Origin of the sequence: Microlunatus ginsengisoli, assembly GCF_039537205.1 — a bacterium.
Classification (GTDB): Bacteria; Actinomycetota; Actinomycetes; order Propionibacteriales; family Propionibacteriaceae; genus Microlunatus; species Microlunatus ginsengisoli.
On sequence record NZ_BAABAB010000021.1, the window covers coordinates 14557 to 34318 of the forward strand.

The window sequence follows — 19762 nt, forward strand, 5'->3', positions numbered from 1 at the left end:
AATCCGACCCGGAGCGGAATCGGACGGTGCCTAGCCTGCCATCACCGGAGTGAGCCGGGCCGGAGCCAGCTCCGGCCGTTTTCGTGCCGTGGCGAACGCGGTGGCCAGCAGACCGAGCACCATCCACAGCACCAGCGTCACGCTGGCGCTCAGCAGACCCCCGCTGCTGCCGCCCAGGATCAGCTGGCCGGCACCGTCGACGAACCTGGGCAGCGGCAGCGCGCCGTTGAGCAACTGGATGAATCCGGGCGCCGTCTCGATCGGGATGACGCCGCCGAGGGCCGCCGCTTCGACCACGGTGAACGCCAGGCTCACCATCCGGCCGATCCCGCCGAACAGGGCGACCAGCGCCTGGTTGACCGCGGCGAAGCACAGCACGCCCAGCCCGCAGAACAGTGCCAGGCCGACCGGCGAGGCGACCTTCGCGCCGCCCAGCAGGACGAGGGCGAGCAGGATGGCGGCCTGAGCCAGGCCGACCAGCACCGCCGGCCCCCAGCCGAGCAGCAGCCGGCGGCCGACCGATGCCTGGGCCCAGGCCGAGCCCGTCGGCACGGCGCCGCGGGCCAGGAACATCATCAGCGTGCCCAGCCAGAGCGCGAGCCCGAGCGCGGCGGGCACCAGCCCGGCGGCCAGGGTGCTCTGGTGATCCGCGCTCGCGGTCACGGTCACCGGCGTGGTCACCACGGTGTCCAGCGTCTTGCGCTGGTCGTCGGTGTAGCTCGGCACGGACTTGGCGAACGTGTCCAGCCCGCTGGCCAGCTTGTTCGCGCCGTCGGCCAGCTGGTGCGCGCCACTGGCCAGCTGATCGGCGCCGTGGTCGAGCTGGTCCGCGCCGGCGGCATTCTGGTCCGCACCGTTCGCCACCGAGGCGGCGCCGCTCGCGGATGTGGCCGCCCCGGACGCCAGGGTCGCCGCGGCGCTGTCCAGCGAGGCGGCGCCGCTGCTCAGCTTGCCGGCGGCCGAGGCCAGGTCGGAGGCGCCGGATGCAACCTTGCGACCGCCCTTGGCGAGCGCGGAGCTGCCGTCGGAGATCGCCTTCGCCCGCTTCGAGCCGGCCTTGACGCCCTCGTCGATCACCCGGGTCGATCCCTGCTGGACGAGCGCTTGGGCGGACAAGGCGGCCAGCTCGGCACAGAACCCTCGCGGCGTCCCGACCACGGGGCACTCCCGAACCAGCTGTGCCGCTCGATCACGCATCTTCACCGCCCGGTCGTGCGTGTTGCCGGTCACCGTCGTCAGCCGCGACAGGTTGGTCGACTGGGTCTTCGCCTGGTCCGCCACCCGGCTCTCGCCGCGGGCGACCTTCGACGCGGAGGACGACAGCGTCCGCGCCCCGGATGCGAGCTTCGACGCCCCGCTTTCCAACGACCCGGTCGCCGACGCCAGCTGGCGCGCGCCGGTCGCGACCTGGGCCGCCCCGCTGGCCGCTTCAGCGGCTCCGCTGTCCAGCTTCGCGGCGCCGGTCTTCAGCGACTGGCTGCCGGCGGCGAGGTCGTCGCTGCTGTCGGCCAGCTGCTCGCTGGAGTCGGCCAGCTGGTGGGCGTTCTTCGCCGTGCTGGTCAGGTTCTTGTTGATCGTGGTGAAGCTGGACAGGGTGTTGTCGACGAAGCCGTTCGTCGCCTGGGCGCCCAGTGTGTTGGCGGCCTGGTCGACCGCCAGCGAGGCCAGCGCGGTGACCGCGACACTGGTCGCGTCGTTGCCGACCAGCTTCAGCTGCGCCTGCTGCGGCTTGTCGCCGGCGGTCGAGGTCAGCTGGGCCGAGAAATCCTTCGGAATGGTCAGCACCGCGTAGTAGCTGCCGGTGCGCAGCCCGTCGGCCGCGTCCTTGGAGTCGACGATCTGCCACGACAGCGGCGTCGCGTCGCCCGGGTCCGGGCGGGTCAGCGAGCCGGCCAGCTCGCGTCCTGCAGCCACCTTCTTCTGGTCGTCGCCCGAGCCGGTGGTGACCGGGTTGTCCTCGTTCACGATCGCGACCGGGATCACCGAGCCGGCGTTCTGCCGGCCGTGGATGGTGATCAGCAAGATGCCGCCGACGAGGGCGGTCAGGATGATCGCGACCACGGGCACGACCCAGCCCGCCGACGTACGTCCGTCCTCCGCGTTCACGCCCGTCCCTCCGTCGTCGCTACCGGCTGCTCGAGGAGGACCGGACCTCGCCAGTCCGCCCGCTCGCCGAGCCGCTCACCGATCAGCACGATGCCCGCCCCGGAGTGATGGGCGTACTCCCGGCAGATCGCCTCCAGCCGGTCCAGGTCGCCGGGCCCGAGGTCGGCGTCGGCGTCGATCACCACGATCATCTTGGGGCCCTGGGCCGCCGCGGCGCTGAGCCCCAGCAACCGGCGGTGCAGCGGGGTCAGCGAGCCGAGCAGCCGGCGGGAGAATTCCGCCTGTCCCGTCGGGGGTGCACCCGTCTCCTCGATCCACCGCTGGGCCTGGACCATCGCCCAGTGCAGCGTCCGCCGCGACGGCAGCAGCCGCTTCGACTGGGCGAACAACACCGACTGCAGGTGCCGCTGAACGCCGACGAGATCGTCGGCGGGATGCGGTACGTCCACCACCCGGACCTGCGCCCGGGCCACGTCTCCCTCCTCGGGCAGCACGCTGCCGAGCACCGCCAGAGTGCCGTCGATCTGCTTGTGTCGCCCGGCCAGTGCCCAGCCGAGGGCAGAGCGCAGCATCGGGTCCGGGTGCTCCACGCCGTAGACGGCGCCGGCCGGAACTCCGAAGTCCAGCCGCACCGGCCCGTCCGAGGACGGCAGCACCAGCCCGTCGGCCCGGACCGCTACCGGGCCGTGCTGCTCGGTCCACTCCGCTTCCTCGACGTGCCGGACCAGCGCGGCGCCCTCGACGTCGATCTCCGGCAGCGCGGCATCCCACGAGTTCGGCAGTGCCCAGGCCCGCTTGCCCAGCAGCGCGAGCACGGCCGGCACCAGCGTCATCCGGACCAGGAACGCGTCCACGAAGACACCGACGGCCAGGCCGAGGGCGATCGGCTTGATCGTGGAGTTGCCCTCCGGCACGAACGACGCGAATACGGTGATCATGATCAGCGCGGCGGCGGTGACCACTCGGGCGCTGGAGATGAACCCGCTGGTGACGGCGTGCTTCGCGTCGCCGTGATGGACGTAGTCCTCCCGGATCGCCGAGACCAGGAACACCTCGTAGTCCATCGCCAGCCCGAACAGCACGCCCATCACGATGATCGGCATGAAACTGACCACCGGTTCGCTCCAGGTGATGTCCAGCGGCCCGTTGAACCAGCCCCAGATGAACACCGCGCTGACCGCACCCAACGCGGCGCCGATCGAGAGCAGATAGCCCAGCGTGGCCTTGATCGGCACCGCAACCGAGCGGAAGACGATCATCAGCAAGATCAGGGCGAGGCCGACGACCACCAGCCCGAACGGCAGCAGCGCGCCGGCCAGCCGGGTGGACACATCGATGGCGACAGCGGTCTGGCCGGTGACGACCAGGTCGGCGACCCCGAGGTCGTGCTCGATCTGCGGCGCCTGGTCACGGATCCGCTGCACCAGCTCGGCGGTCCGCGGATCGCTCTGTGACCAGTCCGGCACCACCCGGACCAACCCGAGATCGCCGGTGGGGTTCGGGGTCTGCTTGGTGATCGCCGCGACGCCGGGGATCTTGGCGATCTCGTCGGCCATCTTGTTCACGGTGCCGATCGGATCGGTGCTGGTGATCACGTCGGCGGTGACCAGCAGCGGCGCGTTGTAGCCCGGGCCGAACTCCTTGGCGATCAGGTCGTACGTCGTCCGCTGCGGCGTGCCCTCCTCCGCGCTGCCGTTGTCGGGCAGGGACAGCTGCAGGTCCTTGGCGGGATAGGCCATCACCCCGATCACGAGAATCACCGCGACGATGGTGATCGCCGGCACCTTGGTGATCAGCCCGACCCAGTGCGCGCCCATCGTCTTGCGCGGGTTGGCCGCGGCGTGCGATGCCTTCTCGGCCCGCGAGCCGGGCTTGGGTCGGAGCTTCTCGCCGAACAGCGCGAGCACCGACGGCAGCAGGGTCAGGGCGACCAGCACGGCGACCGCGACGCCCGCGGCCGCCGCGATGCCCATCACCGTCAGGAACGGGATGTTCGCCACCGCCAGGCCGCAGAGCGCGATGATCACCGTCGTACCGGCGAAGACGACCGCCGAACCGGCGGTGGCGAGCGATTGTCCGAGCGCCTCGGCCACCGGCAGGCCCTGCGCCATCAGCCGTCGATATCGGGTGACGATGAACAGGCCGTAATCGATGCCGACCGCCAGCCCGATCATCTCCGCCAGCGTCGGCGTGGTCGAGGACACCGTGGCGAAGGCAGCGACCACCAAGATCCCGGCCAGCGTGACCCCGACGCCCAGACCCGCGGTGAGCAGTGGCAGGCCGGCCGCCAGCAGCGATGAGAAGGTCACCGCCAGGACGACGAAGGCGACGGCGACACCGATCAGCTCGGTGGCACTGATCGAGGTGCCGGTGCTGGTGTACATCGAACCGCCGAGGGTGACGGTGAACTTCGATCCGGGCGGCGGCGCCGCAGCCTTCTCCACCTCGGTCACGGTCTCCGGCGGCAGGTCGGTCAACGACACGTCGAACTGGATCTGGGAGAGCGCGTCGCCCTTGTCGGTGGAGATGGTGCCGACCGCGCCGGACGCGAACGGGTCGTCCACGCTGGTCACGTGTTTGACCTTCTCGATCGCCTTGATCCGGTCCTCGATCCCGGCCTTCTGGTCCACCACCGGCCCGGAATCGGCGGTGAAGACGACCTGGCCGGTGGTCCCGGATGCCTGGGGGAAGCGCTCCGACAAGGTGTCGATGCCTTGCTGCGACTCGGTTCCGGGGATGGTGAAGTCGTCGATCAGCTTGCCGCCGATCGCGCCGGCGAGGCCGAAGACGATGGCGGCCAGGAACAGCCAGGCGACGAGCACCCGCAGCTTGTGCCGGGCGACGGTTTGCCCGAGGCGATACAAGAACGTGGACACGACACACCCCCACTCGGCGACCGGGCCGGTTCCGGACGCAGACCTCAGCCACTCAATCGGGCGTGGCTGACGGGTAGCTGACCAGATCGCTGACGGTTTCCTGAGTGTCGGCACACCATCTTGCGAACTCCAGGCACGGTGGAACACTGACCAGCGTGAGCCCCGACCACGTCTTGGTGGTCGACGACGACGACGGCATCCGGGAGATGCTGCAGTCGACGCTGACCTTCGCCGGCTTCCGCGTGAGCGCGGCCGAGTCGGCGGAGAGCGCGCTCCGGCTGATCGACGACCAGCACCCGGACGCCCTCGTGCTGGACGTGATGATGCCAGGCCTGGACGGGTTCGAGCTGCTGCAGCTGCTGCGGCACCGCGGTGACGACCTGCCGGTGCTGTTCCTGACCGCGCGGGACGCGGTCGACGACCGGGTCAGGGGCCTGCGGCTCGGCGCCGACGACTATCTGACCAAGCCGTTCAGCGTGGTCGAAGTGACCGCGCGGCTGGAGGCGCTGCTCCGCCGGGCCCGGAGCAACCGGACCGAACCCGACGGCGACGACGCCGTACTGCGCTGTGCGGACCTGGAGCTGGACGAGGACCGCCACCAGGTTCGTCGCGGTGGATCGCCGGTGGAGCTCTCGCCCACCGAGTTCCGGCTGCTGGCGCTGCTGCTGCTGCACCAGGGCCGGGTGCTGTCGAAGGCCCAGATCCTGGACCAGCTCTGGCAGTACGACTTCGGCGGCGACAGCAACGTGGTCGAGCGCTTCGTGTCCAACCTGCGACACAAGATCGACGTGCTCGGCCCGCCACTGATCCACACCGTGCGCGGCTTCGGCTACACGATCCGGGAGCCTGAGGAGCAACCATGAGGGGGCCGGGCGGGCGCGCCCTGACGATCCGCACCCGGCTGATCGTCACCCTCGCGATCGTCGCGTCGGCGATCATCATCGTCTCGGGTGCGGCCACCGTGCTGACCGTCCGGCACTACCTCGAGGAACGGGTGACCGAACGGCTGATCGGCAACACCGAGCGGATCAAGGCGACCCTGCTGGGCATGCCGACCATCGACTTGACCGCGCAGACCATCGACGACATGGCGAGCGCCGAGTCGACCGCGGTGATCATGGTGACCGGCGGCCGGCCGGTGCTCGTCGCCAATACCGACGCCACGACGGCCCAGTCGATCCTGGCGCTCGACCTGTCCGACGGCAGGCCACAGCCGGTCCGCGGTCGTCCGGGCCTGATGGCCGTCGAGATCGACACCACCGACACCGGTCTGGTGGTCAACGACGGCGGCCGCCAGCTCCGTCCGGACGGTCTGATCATCGCCGTCAACGCGACCGAGGAGGTCGCGGCGTTCCAGAGCCTGGTGTTCGCCAGCACCGCCGCCGGTCTGATCTCCATCGCGGCGTTGGTGCTGCTGACGGTCGTCATCGTCAGTCGCGGCATCCGGCCGCTGCGCACCATGTCGGAGCAGGCCCAGGCGTTCGCCGACGGCAACCGGGACGTCCGGCTCGGCGTCAGCTCCGACGACCCCGACATCGCCCGGCTGGCAGCCACCGTCAACCAGGCCTTCGACGCCCAGCAGGAGGCCGACGACCGGCTCCGCGCCTTCGTCGCCGACGCCTCGCACGAGCTCCGGACGCCGCTCACGACGGCGTCGGGGTGGATCGAGCTGTATCTCCAGGGTGGGCTGTCCGACGCCGAGAAGCGCGACCATGCGATGCACCGGGCGCAGACCGAGCTCGGCCGGATGCGGGTGCTGATCGACGAGCTGGCGATGCTGGCCCGGATGGACGCCGACCGGCCGCTCGACCTCGAGCCGGTCGACCTCGGCGCGCTGGCCGCCGAGGTGGTCGGCGACGCCCGCGTGGTCAACCCGGACCGGACATTCACGCTGTTCACCGCCGGCCCTGCCCCGCTGCTCGGCGATCAGCGCAAGCTGCAGCAGGTGCTGGTCAACCTGGTCGGCAACGCCGTCCAGCACACCCCCGCGGGTACGCCGGTGGAGGTCACCGTCGCTCCGGCCACGGCGGCCGCCCGCGGCCGGCACGCGTACACCCTGCTGGTCACCGACCACGGCCCCGGCATCTCCGCGCAGGATCAGCCGCACGTGTTCGAGCGGTTCTGGCGCGGCGACGCGAGCCGCGACCGACACACCGGTGGCTCGGGCCTGGGCCTGTCGATCGTGGCCTCGATCGTCGCCGCGCACGGGGGGACGTACGACCTCAGCAGCCGGCTCGGCGAGGGCACCACGATCCGGGTCACCCTGCCGGGGGTCGGCTCAACCGAGCAGCGGGTCGATCCGGAGCACGTTCACCGTCACCGTGCCGGCGAGGAGACCGTGGCCGGCGATCACATCGGCCACCTGCCGGCGGACACTGCCCGCGACCTCGCGGGCGGGGACCGGTCCGCCGGTGGCGAGGTCGATCTCGACGTCGACCAGGTCTCCGCGACGGGTCACCGCGATCCCGTCCACCCCACCCCGCAGCCGTAGCGCGCGCAGGCCGCTGGACGCCAGCGTCGGCTCGAGCCGGACCACACCGGGCAGGCCGACGACACGGGCGGCGACGTCGGTGGCCAGGGCGGGCTCGACCGGCGCGGGCTCGACCGGCCGGGGCCCGATCCGGCCGGAGTCGGCGAGCTCAGACATCGTGCACATCTTCCACGACGACATCGACCCGTGGCACCCGCACGCCGACCTCGTCCTCGACGGCCGCGATCACCGCCCGACGCAGGGCCTCGATCAGGCCCGGGATCTGGCGCCGCCCGTCGACGCTGACCCCCAGTCCGATGGTCAGCGCGGCTGGTCGCCCGTCGTCCACCGGCGGGTCGGGTTCGGTGATGTCGAGAGCCTGGGGCTCGAGCACCGGCCCGACCGTGCAGCGCCGCACCTGGACGCCGGGGGTCAGATCACCGACCCGGCGGACGATCGTGGCGACAGCCTGCTCGGCCACCGACAGCGAGCTCGGCTCGTCGCCGACCGGCTCGACCAGCGGCAGTCGCCGGCCGCGCCGGACCTCCGACCTCGCGATGTCGAGGATCCTGTCCACGACCTGCGGTCCGGCCTGCAGGTCGGCGTCGTCGCTCCGGCCGAGCTGCGCGGTCGCCTCGGCCAGCTCGACCAGACTGGCCCGAGCCGCCCGGCACTCGGGGCAGCCGAGCTCGTGCCCGTCCGGCGGCCGGTCGAGCGAGGCCCAGACATCGTCCATGTCCCGGCCGCAGCCCAGCTGCTGGGACGGGTTCCTCACCGCCATGACGCCATTCCTCTCAGCAGACTCTGTCGAGCGCGTGCGATCCGGCCGCGAACCGTGGACTGCGGCAGGTGCGCGGCGTAGCCGATCTCGGCATAGGACAGACCGTGCAGCTCGCGCAGTACCCAGCAGACCCGCTGCTCTTCGGGCAGCTCGGCAAGCGCCGCGGCGAGCGCCTCGACCTCGCCGGCCCGCTCCGCCGCGTCGGCCGGGTCGTCGCCGGCCAAGCCGCCGACCAGCGCCTCGCCCAGCTCGAGCGTGGGATCCTCGGCCGGCCGGGTCCGGCGCCGAGCGCGGGTTCGCAGCAGCGTCGTGCAGTGTCGGGTGGCGATCCGATACAGCCAGCCGCGGAACGCCGCCGGCTCGGCCAGTGTCGGCAACCGTCGCCAGACCTGGACCATGGTGTCCTGAGTTGCGTCCTCGGCCTCGTCCCGGTCCGACAGCAGCCGGTAGGCGAGCCGGAAGATCGGCGCCTGATAGCGGCGGACCAGCACCTCGAACGAGTCCAGGTCGCCGTCCTGGGCCCGGGCGACGAGAGTCGCCTCGGCCAAGCACCGGACGGTCTCGGTCACAGCACGACGCGCGAGGCCGAGTGCGGGGTCCGATCCAGGTCCAGCTGCACGCCGAGCCGGGCCAGCGGTGCGTCCAGCGCGGTGGCCAGGTTGCCGGCCACCTCGGACTGCAGCGAGCCCAGCACGGCCGCCAGGTCGGCCCGGTCGGCCGCGGTGACCTTCATCGTCAGCTCCGGCGCCGACCGCGATCCGCGCAGCACGGCCGATACTGCACTGACGCCGTCGATCGCGCGGGCATCCCGCTCCACCGCCGCGCAGATCACCGCGGGGTCGCAGCGGGTGACGCCGTGCTCGGGTCCGGCCTCGAAGCGGTACGTCGTGGCCTCGTTCTTCCGCGGCACCTGGGCGATCGCCCAGACCAGCCCGAGGCCGGCCAGAATCAACGCGGCCGCGACGCCGATGGCCGCCCACAGCGGCGCCTGCAGCTGCGCGACCGGGTCGACACCGCCCAGCACCGGATCGGACCCGTCAACCGCGGGCAACTCGACCCCGATGCCGGCGCCGACCGACTGCAGCCGGCCGGCCGCCACGACGCCGCCCGCGATCGCCGCCAGCAGCAACAGCAGCCCGATCAGACCCAGCCAGACCCGGTTGACCCGTCCCGTTCGTTGCCGCATCGTTTCGTCCCCTTCTGCTCGATCGGTTCGCTCGGTCGTCTCGGCCGCTCGTCTCAGTCGGTCGTGGTCGCGATGATCCGCGGCAACGGGTCAACGCCCGCCGCCTGGTACGCCCGACGCACCTGGTCCGACACCTCGCCGGCGACGTCGCGCGAGCCCGGCCAGGACGTGCGTATCCGGATCCGTACGGTCGAGGAGTCCACCGAGGCCCGCACACCCTCCACGCCCTCGACCTGGTCGGCCCGGGCCGTCGCCAGCCGCGCCAGTGCACGGCGGGAGATGACGAAGTCGGTGTCCTTCGCGCGCAGGCTCGATCCATCCGCGGCGGGCCCGTCGAACGGGGGCGCGAGCCGGTATGCGTTCGGCCGGCCGGGCAGGACCGCGACGACGACCAGCACCAGACCCAGGAGCCCGACCACGACCATCGCTGCGACGGTCCATGGATCGGCCCACGGCTGGCCGGAGAGCCGGCCGCCCGCCGACTGGGCCCAGGCGGGCGCGGTGCCGGTGGCCAGCACCGCCACCGCCGGCCAGCCGATGACGACCCCGGCCGCGACCAGGGCCAGCGCCACGATCAGGGCCGGGATCGAGCGGCTCGGCCGGCGCCGTAGTGCCCGTGACCGGCCGTCGGCCCGGCTCACAGCAGCACCCGCCGGCCTGGAACCGACTGCCAGGGGCGCTCGGCTGGGCTCAGCCAGTCGACCGCGATGTCGATCCGGCGGACCTCCAGCCCGGTCAGCCCCTCGACCCGCCGGGTGACGTGCCGACGTACCTCCTCGGTGGCGGCCCGGATCGAGGTCGGATAGGCCACTCCGAGCCGGAGCGCGACCGCGACCTGACGGCCGCTCAGCGTCACCGTCGCGGCCGGCCGCGCCGAGAAGTCCGTGTCGGCGCCCAACCCGAGGAAGCCGCCCGACCGGCCGCCGGCGAGGGCGACCTCGCTCGCCGCCTGGCCGGCGATCTTCTCGACCACCTTGTCCGCGATCACCAGCCGGCCGCGACGGGCCGGCTCCGCCAGCACCGTCATCGCCGGTCGCTCCTCGCGCCCAGCACGGCGCGCAGGTCGAGCTTGCCCTCGAGGGCGCGGCCGACCAGCAGGCCGACCGCTCCCAGCACCAGCACCAGCAAGAACGCACCGAGCCCGCCGAACGCCGCGACGATGCCGAGCACGAGGCCGACGATCAGGCCGGTCTGGGACAGGGTCACGATCACTCCAGCCGATCGGTGGTCGGTCCGACGGTGCCGTCGTCCTCGTCCTCGCCGGGCAGGTGGACGTCGGTGATGTTGACGTTCACCTCGAGCACCTCGAGTCCGGTGAGCGACTCGACCGCGGAGATGATGTTGCGCCGGATGCTTTCGCTGACCTCCACCACGGACGCGCCGTAGTCGATCACGATGGACACGTCGATGGCGGTCTGCCGCTCGCCCTTTTCCACGCTGACCCCGCCCGAGACGTTGGTCTGCGATCCCGGGATCCGCTCGGTCAGGCTGTTGAACACCCGCCGGGCCGCGTTGCCCATGGCCCAGACACCGGGCACCTCACGGGCGGCCATGCCGGCGAGCTTGGCCACCACCTGGTCGGCGATGGTCGTGTCACCGCGGGCGGTGTGCAACGCGTCCAGCCGCTTCGGCGGGTTCTGCCCCTCGCTGGTGGCGGGAAGGGTCGTGGTCTCGACCATGATCGGTTCTCCTTCGTTCGCGGATACCTGCTGTCGGTGAGGACGCCACGACGTTCCCGATCGTCACGCCGACGATCTCGTTTTCTGACCCGGCTGCTCTTGGGCTATAGTTTCGCGGGCACCAAGGAAGTCCAGGTTCTCCTCTGGGCCCCGTAGCGCAGTTGGTTAGCGCGCCGCCCTGTCACGGCGGAGGTCGCGGGTTCGAGTCCCGTCGGGGTCGCTGGTTCACCGCTCGCTCGGCGAGCACGGCCAGGTAGCTCAGCTGGTAGCAGCGTTCGCCTGAAAAGTGAAAGGTCGCCGGTTCGACCCCGGCCCTGGCCACCGCGATCCCCCGCTCGGCGACACTGTCGGTGCCGGCACGTAGGCTGATCCCGATCGAGGGAGCGAGACGGCGGCCCTCGGGATGAGAGCCAGGTGACCAGCGAGATGAGCCAGCGAGGCGCCGACATCGACGAGTTGGTCGATCGTTTCGTCGCGGGCGACGAAACCGCCCTGGAGACCGTCTATCGGCGCTGGTCGCCGTTGGTCTATGCGGTGGCCATCCGCTCGCTCGGCCAGGTGGCCGACGCCGAGGACGTGACCCAGAAGGTGTTCGTCGCGGCGTGGACGGGTCGGGCGGGATATCGTCCGGAGCGGGCCTCGCTGCCGACCTGGCTGCTGGGCATCGCCCGGAACAAGATCGTCGACGCGCACAAGGCCCGCGCCCGCGAGACGCGGATCACGACCCTGGTGGCGACGAACGCCGAGCCGGCCGTCGACGACGGCGTCGACGTCGCCCGCCGGCTGCTGATCGCCGACGAGATCTCCCGGCTGGACGCTGTTCCGCAGCAGGTCCTGCGACTAGCCTTCTACGAAGATCTGACGCACGCACAGATCGCCCAGCGACTGCACCTTCCGCCCGGAACGGTGAAGAGCCACATCCGGCGGAGTCTGATCAAGCTGCGCGCCCGGTTGGGGGGGTTGACCGATGCATACGAATCCTGAGGTGCTGGCCCTGCTTGCCCTGGGCGAGCATGCGGCCGACCCTGCCGACCGTGCGCACCTGGACGCCTGCCTGCGGTGCCGGGACGAGTTGGAGACTCTCCGCCGACTGATCAACCCGGACCCGGTGGAGGGCGGCGACCGTGCCACCACCCCCGACGCGCCGAGCGAGGCGGTCTGGGCCGCGATCCAGGCCGAACTGGGCTTCATCCCGGTGACCCGGTCGTGGCCGAGCGTCCCGGAGGCGGGCGTGGCGCCCGCTCCGGCGCCCAGCGCGCCCGAACCCAGCGTGCCCGAGCCCAGCGTGCCCGAGCCCGGCGTGCCCGAGCCGCGTCGCCTCGATCCGCGGCTCGCGCTCGTGGTGAGCGTGCTCGTCGTCTTGATCCTCGCCCTCGGGCTGTGGGTCGCGCTCGGTTGACCGGGCCGTTCACCAAGCGCTATCCGGGCGCGCCCGAGGGTTTCTTCGCGGTCGAGGCGGCGGGGCTGGCCTGGTTGCGCGCCGCCGGGCCGGAGGCGGCCCGGGTCGTCGGGGTCCGCGAGGTGAATTCCGAGCACATCGTGCTGGACCGGCTGACCGCGGTCCGGGCGACCCGTGAGGCAGCGGCGGACTTCGGCCGAGCGCTGGCCCGCACCCATGCCGCCGGCGCGGCGGCCTTCGGCCAGCCACCTGACGGCTGGACCGGCGACGGCTTCATCGGCCGGCAGCCACTGACCCTGCGCCCTACAGCGGACTGGGGCACTTTCTACGCCGAGCAGCGGCTGTTGCCCTACGCCCGGCAGGCGCGCGATCTCGGCACGCTGGGCCGGACCGGCCTCGCGCTGGTCGAACGGGTCTGCGGCCGGCTCCGCGGCGGGGACTTCGACGACGGCCGGGCGCCGGCCCGGATCCACGGCGATCTCTGGTCGGGCAACGTGGTGTTCACCGCCGCCGGTGTCGTGCTGATCGATCCGGCCGCGCACGGCGGTCACGGGTTGGCCGACCTCGGCATGCTCTCGCTGTTCGGCGCGCCGCATCTGGAGGCGGTGCTGGCCGCGTACGGCGAGGCGGCCGGCCTGGACCCGGGATGGCGGGACCTGATCGGGCTGCACCAGCTCCAGCCGCTGCTGGTGCACGCGGTCAGCCACGGCGGCGCGTACGGCCTCCAGGCCGAGCACACCGCCCGCGCGTACGTGTGAAGCCCGGACCCCCGGCCCAGGCCGACGGCTACTTCTCCCGGATGGCCCGCAGTTTCGGCGGCTCCATCACGTCGCCGACGATCACGCCGGACCGGCCCAGCCCGACATAGCGGGTGCCCAGGTTGACCAGGGTCTGGATCCGGTTGCGGTTGCCGAGCAGATACATGATGTGCAGCGCGATCCAGCCGAACCAGGCGAGCAGACCCTTGATCTTGAGTCCCTGCGGCAGCTGAAGCACCGCGTCGGCCCGGCCGATGGTGGCCATCGAGCCCTTGTCCTTGTACGAGAACGGCTCGGTCGGCAGCCCGCGGGTCAGCCGGACGATCTGCCGGGCCGCGTGCTTGCCGCCCTGCAACGCCGGCTGGGCCACCTGCGGCAGCGGGTTGTCCACGATCAGGCTGGCGTCGCCGACCGCGAACACCCGGTCGTCGTTGGTGGTCCGCAGGTCGGAGTTGACCTCGACCCGGCGGCCGCGGCCGATCGGCAGGCCCCAGCTGGCGAGCCGTTCGTAGCCGGCCACGCCGGCGGCCCAGATGACCAGGTCGACCGGCATCGAGGTGCCGTCCTTGAAGACCACCTGGTCCGGGTCGACCTGCGAGATCGCCGTGTTCAGCCGGACGTCGACGCCGCGCTTGACCAGCTCGCGCAATGTGTACGTCCGCAGCGACGGCGCGAACGGGGCCAGCAGGTGCGGTCCCATCTCCACCATCACCACGTGCACCCGCGCCGGGTTGAGCTCGGGATATACCATCGGGATCGCGTGGTTGCGCAGCTCGGCCAGCTGGCCGGCCATCTCCACGCCGGTGGCCCCGCCGCCGACGATCACCACGGTGAAGCTGCCGGTCAGCAGGTCCGACGCGCTGGCGATCTTCTCGATCGCACCGAAGATGGTGTCCCGAACCTTCAGCGCGTCGGGCCGGGTGTACATCGACATCGTGTTCTCGGCCGCGCCGGGGATGCCGAAGTGGTTCGTCGTGATCCCGGTCGCGATGATCAGATAGTCGTAGCCGATCTTGACGCCGTCGTCGCACTCCACCTCGCGCGCGTCGTGGTCGACGCCGACCACGGTCGTGCAGCGGAACCTGATCTTCAGCCGGGCGGCGAAGAACCGCAGCGAGTAGGTGACGTCACCGGCGTTCAGGCCACCCGTGGCGACCTGATACAGCAGCGGCTGGAACGTGTTGTACGGGTGCCGGTCCAACAAGGTGACCCGGAACCCCTCCTTCGCCAGCTCCGAGGCCGCCGACAATCCGCCGAAGCCTCCGCCGACTACAACCACATGCGGCATCTCAGTCACGAACCTCATCTAACCAGGGGCCTCCGCTCGGCGGAAACCCTGTCCGGTCCGGGCGGTCCAGCTGCGTCAGAGGTCTATTCCGCGAGCACCCGAACCGGCGGCTCCTCGAAGGCGTACGCCTGCAGCCAGCGCTCGAGCTCGAACAGCGCCACCTCCCGAACCGGCCGCGGTGACAAGAACAGGTCGTGCAGCCCGCCGTCGATCCGGACGATCGTCACGTGCCGGCCGAGCCGGGCACCGCGGGAGACGATCTGGTCGACGTCCAGCACGGTGTCCGCCGAGCGCAGCCCCTCGTGCCACTTCCGGGCGAACTCCGTCGCGGCCGAGGCCATCACCAGCACCGGCATCGGCAGGCCGAGTCCCGCGGCGACCCGCTGGTGACCCTGCCGGATGGCTCGCAGCCAGCCGGCCCGGATCGGCGGGCTGGGACTGCTCTTCAGCTCCAGGTCGTAGTCCCACTCCCCCTCCAGACTCGCGTGCAGGGTGCGGGCGTAGAAGCCGAGATCGGGCAGCGGGATGATCGAGGTCGGTGCCTGCCGGCCGAGGGCGTCGACCACCGGCGTACCGATCGCGCGGACCATGGCCGAGCCCTGCAGATCCAGCCAGGGCGAGTCCAGTGCCAGCGCGACGACCTTGTCCGGGTGCGAGGCGGCCCACAGTGCCGCGATCAGGCCGCCGGTGGAGTGCCCCATCAGCACTAACCCGTCGTGGTCGGCGGCGATCACCTCGACGGCCTGGTCGATCTCCTCGGCGTAGTCGTCCAGGTTGGTGATGAACCCGCGCAGGTGCCCGTTGCGCAGGCTGCGGCCGTAACGCCGCAGGTCGAGGGCGAAGAAGTCGAAGCCGAGCTCCGCGATCCGGTCCGCCACATGGGTCTGGAAGAAGTAGTCGTTCCAGCCGTGCAGGAACAACACCGCCCTGGAGTGGTCCGGCCGACCGGAACTGGTCGGCACCCGACGGATCAGGGTGCCGACCATCTCGACGTCGGGCGGTTCGCCGGCGGCGCGGGCCGCGTCCGGCAGCGGCAGGTCCAGCGACTCGTATCCGGGCAGGAAGTCGGACTCCCAGGTCGGCCGACCCGGGAACGACGCTCGCTGAGTGGACACGGCTCCAGTCTGCCGTCTGCGATCAACGTCGCGGTCGGAGTGTGGCGCGAATTACTCCGCCCCGCTCACTCCGTCCGGCTCACTTGATCAGGCGCCAGTTCACCGGATAGCGATAGGCCTCGCCCTTGTTGGCCGCGATCGCCGCCATGATGCAGAACACCAGCACGGCGATGAAGATCAGCATCGGCAGGAAGAACAGGATGCCGATCGTCACGCTGGTCAAGATCCAGCTCGCCACCTGGGCGATCGTGTAGAGGATCGAGAAGTTCAGCGACTCGGTGCCCTGATCCTTCAGGAACGCGCTGCGGTCCTTGAACACCAGATAGACGATCAGCGGTCCGATCACGCCGATGAACGGGATGCTGATGTGGCTCAGGGTCGCCCACAGGCGCTCGTCGCTCTGGCTCATCGGCTGCTGGCCCGCGTACTGCTGCGGGGGATAGCCGGGCTGGGCCGGGTAGGCAGGCGGCGCGCCGGGCGGTGGGGCGTACTGCCCGGGCTGCTGCTGGTAGCCGGCCTGCGGGGGTTGCCCGTAGCCCAGTTGGGGCTGCTGGGCATAGCCACCCTGCTGCGGAGGCTGCGCGTAGCCCTGTTGCGGCGGCTGCTGGTACGGCTGCTGCGCGTACGGCGGCGGGCCCGACTGCTGGAAGCCCGGCTGCTGGTAGCCGGGCTGCTGGTGGCCCGACTGCTGATAGCCGCCCTGCGGCGCCTGGTCGTTGCCCTGCGGGGCAGGGCCGGCCGAGGAGTCGTCGAACAGCGCGGAATCACCGTCGGCCCCCTGAGCGGAAGAACCCTGCGCGACGTTGTCGCGCGCAGGCTCGTCCGGCCGATCTGGCGTGGTTGAGGTCATACCCAAAAGGCTAGCCCCCAGCCGCGTCGCAACAGAGCTTATTTAGCCTGACTTGCGAAGATGCCCGTAATCCTCGTCGCGCGGGACCGCGTAGTCGTCGCCGTCGTCCTCGTCGCCGTAGTCGTCGGGGTCGGCGTCCTCGTCGTCCTCGACGAGATCCGCGTACGCCGCCGGCACCTGGTATTCGTCACCGCGGAGCTCGCGCTCCAGCGACGAGAAATCGGTGTGTGTCGAGCGGTACTTGAGTTCGCGAGCGACCTTGGTCTGCTTCGCTTTGGCACGGCCGCGCCCCATAGTGGGTCGACCCCCTCGCACTTGTCTGCCGGCGTGGCCGGCGCAATTGGTCAATGTCGTGAGACACAGGCTACCCAATGGCGGGAGACGCGCAAACCGGGCCGGGCCGCGCGGTCAGCCCGGATGCACCCCGAACAGGCTCACCCGATCTCGAGTACCCGACCCGCTCGGCGCCGCTCCCCCGCAGACCCAGGCCGCCAATCCCCGCCGGTGCAGCAACTCGATCGCCCGGTCGGCCTCGGCCGCCGGCAGCAGCACGACCATGCCGACGCCCAGGTTCAGGGTGGCCTCCAGATCGGGCACCGGAACAGCACCGACCTGCCGGACCAGCTCGAAGATCGGCGCCGGCCGCCACGTACCGCGATCGATCCGGACCTCGACCGCCGGCGGCACCACCCGGGCGAGGTTGTTCGCCAGCCCTCCGCCGGTGATGTGACTCACCGCATGCACCTCGACCGCGTCGATCAAGGCGAGGATGTCACGGCTGTAGATCCGGGTCGGGACCAGCAGCTCCTCACCCAGGGTCCGGCCCAGCTCGGGCACGTGACGCTCGACCGACCAGCCCGCCCCTTCGAAGAACACGTGCCTGACCAGGGAGTATCCGTTCGAGTGCAGACCCGAGGACCCGATCGCCAGGGCCACGTCACCGGCCACCACCCGCTCGGCGCCGAGGATCTCCTCCCGCTCGACCACCCCGGTGGCAGCGCCGGCGACGTCGTACTCCTCGGGGTCGAGCAGCCCGGGATGCTCCGCGGTCTCCCCGCCGATCAGTGCGCAGCCGGCCTCGACGCAGGCGGCGGCGATCCCCGCGACGACCGCCGCGATCCGCTCCGGCACCACCCGGCCGCAGGCGATGTAGTCGGTCATGAACAGCGGCTCGGCCCCGCACACCACCAGGTCGTCGACCACCATCCCGACCAGGTCGAAACCGATCGTGTCGTGCACGTCCATCCGCTGAGCGATGGCGACCTTGGTGCCGACGCCGTCGGTCGAGGTGGCGAGCACCGGGTGCGACATCCGGGCCAGTGGCGCGGCGTCGAACAGGCCGGCGAAACCGCCCAGGCCGCCGATCACCTCGGGCCGGCGGGTCTTGGCGACCCAGTCCTTCATCAGCTCGACCGCGCGGTCGCCGGCCTCGATGTCGACCCCGGCGGCGGCGTACGCCGAGGGTCGCGGTTCGGCCGTCATGGCCGGGTCAGCGCGTCGGCGGCGCCGACCCCGGCGACCGCGGTGAGCAGCCCGTCGGGGTCGACGTGCACGGCGGCGTCGTCGGGCTGCTTCTCCTCCAGCACGTGCTTGCCGCGCCGGTCGACGACCGGCAGCGGCACCGGGTAGACGCCGTCGAAGCAGGCCCGGCACAGGTTGTCGGCCGGCAACGTGGTGGCCGCGACCAGGCCGTCCAGCGAGACGTAGCCGAGGGAGTCGGCGCCGAGCGAGCGGCAGATCTCCTCGGTCGACAATCCGGTGGCGATCAGCTCGGCCCGGGTGGCGAAGTCGATGCCGTAGAAGCACGGCCACTTCACCGGCGGTGAGGAGATCCGGACATGTACCTGCGCCGCCCCGGCCTCGCGCAGCATCCGGACCAGGGCGCGCTGGGTGTTCCCCCGCACGATCGAGTCGTCCACCACGACCAACCGCTTGCCGCCGATCACGTCGCGTAGCGGGTTCAGCTTGAGCCGGATGCCCAGCTGCCGGATGGTCTGGCTGGGCTGGATGAACGTCCGCCCGACGTAGGAGTTCTTGACCAGACCCACGCCGTACGGGATGCCGGACTGCTCGGCGTAGCCGATCGCCGCCGGTGTGCCCGACTCGGGCACCGGAATCACCAGGTCCGCCTCCACCGGGTGCTCTCGGGCCAGCGTCCGGCCGACCTCGACCCGCACGGCGTGCACCCGGCGATCGGAGATGGTCGTGTCGGGCCGGGCCAGATAGACGTACTCGAAGATGCAGCCCTTCGGCTCCGGCGTCGCGAACTGGCGGCTGCGCAGGCCGGTGGCGTCGATCGCGATCAGCTCACCGGGCTTGATCTCGCGGATGAACGAGGCACCGACGATGTCGAGCGCGGCCGTCTCGCTGGCGACCACCCAGCCGCGTTCCAGCCGGCCCAGCACGAGCGGGCGGATGCCCTGCGGGTCGCGCGCCGCGTACACCGTCTCCTCGTCCATGAAGACCAGGCTGAAGGCGCCGCGCAGGTGCGGCAGCACCTCCATCGCCGCCTCCTCGGTGGTGCCGTCGAAGGTGGCCAGCAAGGCGGTGATCAAGGCGGTATCGGTGGTCGGCTCGTTGGCCAGCGCACCCGGCACCAGGGACTGGCTCTCGGTGTCGCGTTCGGCAAGCCACGCCTTCAGTTCGAGGGCGTTGGTGAGATTTCCATTGTGACCGAGCGCGATGCCGCCGGTCGCGGTCGGCCGGAACGTCGGCTGGGCGTTCATCCACACGCTGGCGCCGGTGGTGGAGTAGCGGCAGTGGCCGACGGCGAGGTAGCCCTTGAGCGAGTTGAGGTCGGGCTCCTCGAAGACCTGGGAGACCAGGCCCATCTCTTTCATCACCAGGGTCCGGTTGCCGTCGCTGACGGCGATGCCGGCGGATTCCTGGCCGCGGTGCTGGAGGGCGTAGAGACCGAAATAGGTGAGCTTCGCGACTTCCTCGCCGGGAGCCCATACCCCGAAGACGCCACAGGCGTCCTGCGGGCCTTTGTCTTGTGGATCCAGGTCGTGGGTCAGGAGACCATCACCGCGGCGCACGGCCTCATGCTATCCCGGCCGGCCCGCTCACCCTCGACTCTCGTGACCGGGCTCACACCCTCTTCTTGTGTGGGCTCGCGCTCGCTGCGCGCCTCCAGACGCTGACTTTCTCCCTCGCTCGCAGCCCAGGCACCCCGCCGCTGCCGCCGGCCTGGCGCGGGCTGCTCGTTCGGTCGGAAGACAGCGCCCGGCGCTTCGCTTGCCGACGCTCGCCCA

19 protein-coding genes, 2 tRNA genes and 1 pseudogene are annotated in these 19762 nt (G+C 71.2%); 7 read left to right on the forward strand and 15 right to left on the reverse strand.

Features of this window, described 5'->3' with window-relative positions; translation table 11 throughout:
• Positions 1-30: 30 nt before the first annotated feature.
• Together ABD747_RS14190 and ABD747_RS14195 are read right to left on the reverse strand one after the other, a co-directional pair.
• Complete coding sequence (locus tag ABD747_RS14190) at positions 31-2106, reverse strand: YhgE/Pip domain-containing protein (protein ID WP_344805601.1); 2076 nt, start codon at positions 2104-2106, stop codon at positions 31-33.
• Positions 2107-2894: 788 nt separating this feature from the next.
• Positions 2895-5129, reverse strand: a pseudogene (locus ABD747_RS14195) (MMPL family transporter); the annotation flags it as partial.
• Positions 5130-5137: 8 nt separating this feature from the next.
• On the opposite strand from ABD747_RS14195, the gene ABD747_RS14200 reads away from it, so the two are divergent.
• Both ABD747_RS14200 and ABD747_RS14205 read left to right on the forward strand, forming a co-directional pair.
• Positions 5138-5845, forward strand: coding sequence for a response regulator transcription factor (locus ABD747_RS14200; RefSeq protein ID WP_344805605.1), 708 nt, complete (start codon positions 5138-5140; stop codon positions 5843-5845).
• A complete protein-coding gene (locus ABD747_RS14205; RefSeq protein WP_344805607.1) occupies positions 5842-7473 on the forward strand; it encodes an ATP-binding protein in 1632 nt (543 codons plus the stop codon). The genes ABD747_RS14200 and ABD747_RS14205 overlap by 4 nt, the downstream gene beginning before the upstream one ends.
• Before the next feature lie 148 nt (positions 7474-7621).
• On the opposite strand, the gene ABD747_RS14210 is transcribed toward ABD747_RS14205, so the two are convergent.
• The 7 genes from ABD747_RS14210 to ABD747_RS14240 are packed head-to-tail and all read right to left on the reverse strand — an operon-like array spanning position 7622 to position 11098.
• On the reverse strand, positions 7622-8233 hold the full coding sequence (locus tag ABD747_RS14210; protein WP_344805609.1) for a hypothetical protein: 612 nt from the start codon (positions 8231-8233) through the stop codon (positions 7622-7624).
• Positions 8224-8781 carry an RNA polymerase sigma factor gene (locus tag ABD747_RS14215; protein WP_344805611.1) on the reverse strand — a complete coding sequence of 186 codons (558 nt, stop codon included), beginning with the start codon at positions 8779-8781 and terminating at the stop codon, positions 8224-8226. The genes ABD747_RS14210 and ABD747_RS14215 overlap by 10 nt, the downstream gene beginning before the upstream one ends.
• A gap of 17 nt (positions 8782-8798) precedes the next feature.
• Positions 8799-9419, reverse strand: a complete 621-nt coding sequence (locus ABD747_RS14220; protein ID WP_344805613.1) for a hypothetical protein — start codon at positions 9417-9419, stop codon at positions 8799-8801.
• Positions 9420-9472: 53 nt separating this feature from the next.
• Positions 9473-10060 (reverse strand): DUF6286 domain-containing protein, encoded by a 588-nt coding sequence (locus ABD747_RS14225; protein ID WP_344805615.1) that lies wholly within the window; start codon positions 10058-10060, stop codon positions 9473-9475.
• Positions 10057-10446 carry an Asp23/Gls24 family envelope stress response protein gene (locus tag ABD747_RS14230; protein WP_344805618.1) on the reverse strand — a complete coding sequence of 130 codons (390 nt, stop codon included), beginning with the start codon at positions 10444-10446 and terminating at the stop codon, positions 10057-10059. The genes ABD747_RS14225 and ABD747_RS14230 overlap by 4 nt, the downstream gene beginning before the upstream one ends.
• Positions 10443-10625 carry a hypothetical protein gene (locus ABD747_RS14235; protein ID WP_344805620.1) on the reverse strand — a complete coding sequence of 61 codons (183 nt, stop codon included), beginning with the start codon at positions 10623-10625 and terminating at the stop codon, positions 10443-10445. Before ABD747_RS14235 ends, ABD747_RS14230 begins: the two co-directional genes overlap by 4 nt.
• Before the next feature lie 2 nt (positions 10626-10627).
• A complete protein-coding gene (locus tag ABD747_RS14240) occupies positions 10628-11098 on the reverse strand; it encodes an Asp23/Gls24 family envelope stress response protein (RefSeq protein ID WP_344805622.1) in 471 nt (156 codons plus the stop codon).
• A gap of 146 nt (positions 11099-11244) precedes the next feature.
• Between ABD747_RS14240 and ABD747_RS14245 the strand changes: the two genes are divergently transcribed.
• The 5 genes from ABD747_RS14245 to ABD747_RS14265 all read left to right on the forward strand — a co-directional run bounded on the left by ABD747_RS14245 (position 11245) and on the right by ABD747_RS14265 (position 13255).
• Positions 11245-11318, forward strand: a tRNA-Asp gene (locus ABD747_RS14245).
• 27 nt (positions 11319-11345) lie between these two features.
• Positions 11346-11419, forward strand: a tRNA-Phe gene (locus ABD747_RS14250).
• A gap of 93 nt (positions 11420-11512) precedes the next feature.
• On the forward strand, positions 11513-12082 hold the full coding sequence (locus tag ABD747_RS14255) for an RNA polymerase sigma factor (protein WP_344805625.1): 570 nt from the start codon (positions 11513-11515) through the stop codon (positions 12080-12082).
• Complete coding sequence (locus ABD747_RS14260) at positions 12066-12497, forward strand: hypothetical protein (RefSeq protein ID WP_344805627.1); 432 nt, start codon at positions 12066-12068, stop codon at positions 12495-12497. The genes ABD747_RS14255 and ABD747_RS14260 overlap by 17 nt, the downstream gene beginning before the upstream one ends.
• Entirely contained in the window at positions 12494-13255 is a 762-nt protein-coding gene (locus ABD747_RS14265) for a fructosamine kinase family protein (RefSeq protein WP_344805629.1), read from the forward strand. The genes ABD747_RS14260 and ABD747_RS14265 overlap by 4 nt, the downstream gene beginning before the upstream one ends.
• 28 nt (positions 13256-13283) lie before the next feature.
• Here the strand turns inward: ABD747_RS14265 and ABD747_RS14270 are convergent, their stop codons facing one another.
• The 6 genes from ABD747_RS14270 to purF form a co-directional block, all read right to left on the reverse strand.
• Entirely contained in the window at positions 13284-14543 is a 1260-nt protein-coding gene (locus tag ABD747_RS14270) for an NAD(P)/FAD-dependent oxidoreductase (RefSeq protein ID WP_425562538.1), read from the reverse strand.
• Positions 14544-14626: 83 nt separating this feature from the next.
• On the reverse strand, positions 14627-15658 hold the full coding sequence (locus tag ABD747_RS14275; protein ID WP_344805633.1) for an alpha/beta hydrolase: 1032 nt from the start codon (positions 15656-15658) through the stop codon (positions 14627-14629).
• A gap of 79 nt (positions 15659-15737) precedes the next feature.
• The gene (locus ABD747_RS14280) at positions 15738-16508 is read right to left on the reverse strand and encodes a DUF4870 domain-containing protein (RefSeq protein ID WP_344805635.1); all 771 of its coding nucleotides are present in this window, start codon (positions 16506-16508) and stop codon (positions 15738-15740) included.
• Positions 16509-16550: 42 nt separating this feature from the next.
• Positions 16551-16802 (reverse strand): DUF3073 domain-containing protein, encoded by a 252-nt coding sequence (locus tag ABD747_RS14285; RefSeq protein ID WP_344805638.1) that lies wholly within the window; start codon positions 16800-16802, stop codon positions 16551-16553.
• Positions 16803-16916: 114 nt separating this feature from the next.
• Complete coding sequence (gene purM, locus ABD747_RS14290; protein ID WP_344805640.1) at positions 16917-17990, reverse strand: phosphoribosylformylglycinamidine cyclo-ligase; 1074 nt, start codon at positions 17988-17990, stop codon at positions 16917-16919.
• Positions 17987-19546, reverse strand: a complete 1560-nt coding sequence (gene purF / locus ABD747_RS14295; protein WP_344805643.1) for an amidophosphoribosyltransferase — start codon at positions 19544-19546, stop codon at positions 17987-17989. Before purF ends, purM begins: the two co-directional genes overlap by 4 nt.
• Positions 19547-19762 lie beyond the last annotated feature (216 nt).

Excerpts from the sequence above, each read along its gene's own strand:
- ABD747_RS14205 (WP_344805607.1), top strand. The coding sequence starts at position 5,842 with ATGAGGGGGCCGGGCGGGCGCGCCCTGACGATCCGCACCCGGCTGATC.
- ABD747_RS14210 (WP_344805609.1), bottom strand. The coding sequence starts at position 8,233 with ATGGCGGTGAGGAACCCGTCCCAGCAGCTGGGCTGCGGCCGGGACATG.
- ABD747_RS14220 (WP_344805613.1), bottom strand. The coding sequence starts at position 9,419 with ATGCGGCAACGAACGGGACGGGTCAACCGGGTCTGGCTGGGTCTGATC.
- ABD747_RS14230 (WP_344805618.1), bottom strand. The coding sequence starts at position 10,446 with ATGACGGTGCTGGCGGAGCCGGCCCGTCGCGGCCGGCTGGTGATCGCG.
- ABD747_RS14240 (WP_344805622.1), bottom strand. The coding sequence starts at position 11,098 with ATGGTCGAGACCACGACCCTTCCCGCCACCAGCGAGGGGCAGAACCCG.
- ABD747_RS14260 (WP_344805627.1), top strand. The coding sequence starts at position 12,066 with ATGCATACGAATCCTGAGGTGCTGGCCCTGCTTGCCCTGGGCGAGCAT.
- ABD747_RS14270 (WP_425562538.1), bottom strand. The coding sequence starts at position 14,543 with ATGCCGCATGTGGTTGTAGTCGGCGGAGGCTTCGGCGGATTGTCGGCG.
- ABD747_RS14280 (WP_344805635.1), bottom strand. The coding sequence starts at position 16,508 with ATGACCTCAACCACGCCAGATCGGCCGGACGAGCCTGCGCGCGACAAC.
- ABD747_RS14285 (WP_344805638.1), bottom strand. The coding sequence starts at position 16,802 with ATGGGGCGCGGCCGTGCCAAAGCGAAGCAGACCAAGGTCGCTCGCGAA.
- purM (WP_344805640.1), bottom strand. The coding sequence starts at position 17,990 with ATGACGGCCGAACCGCGACCCTCGGCGTACGCCGCCGCCGGGGTCGAC.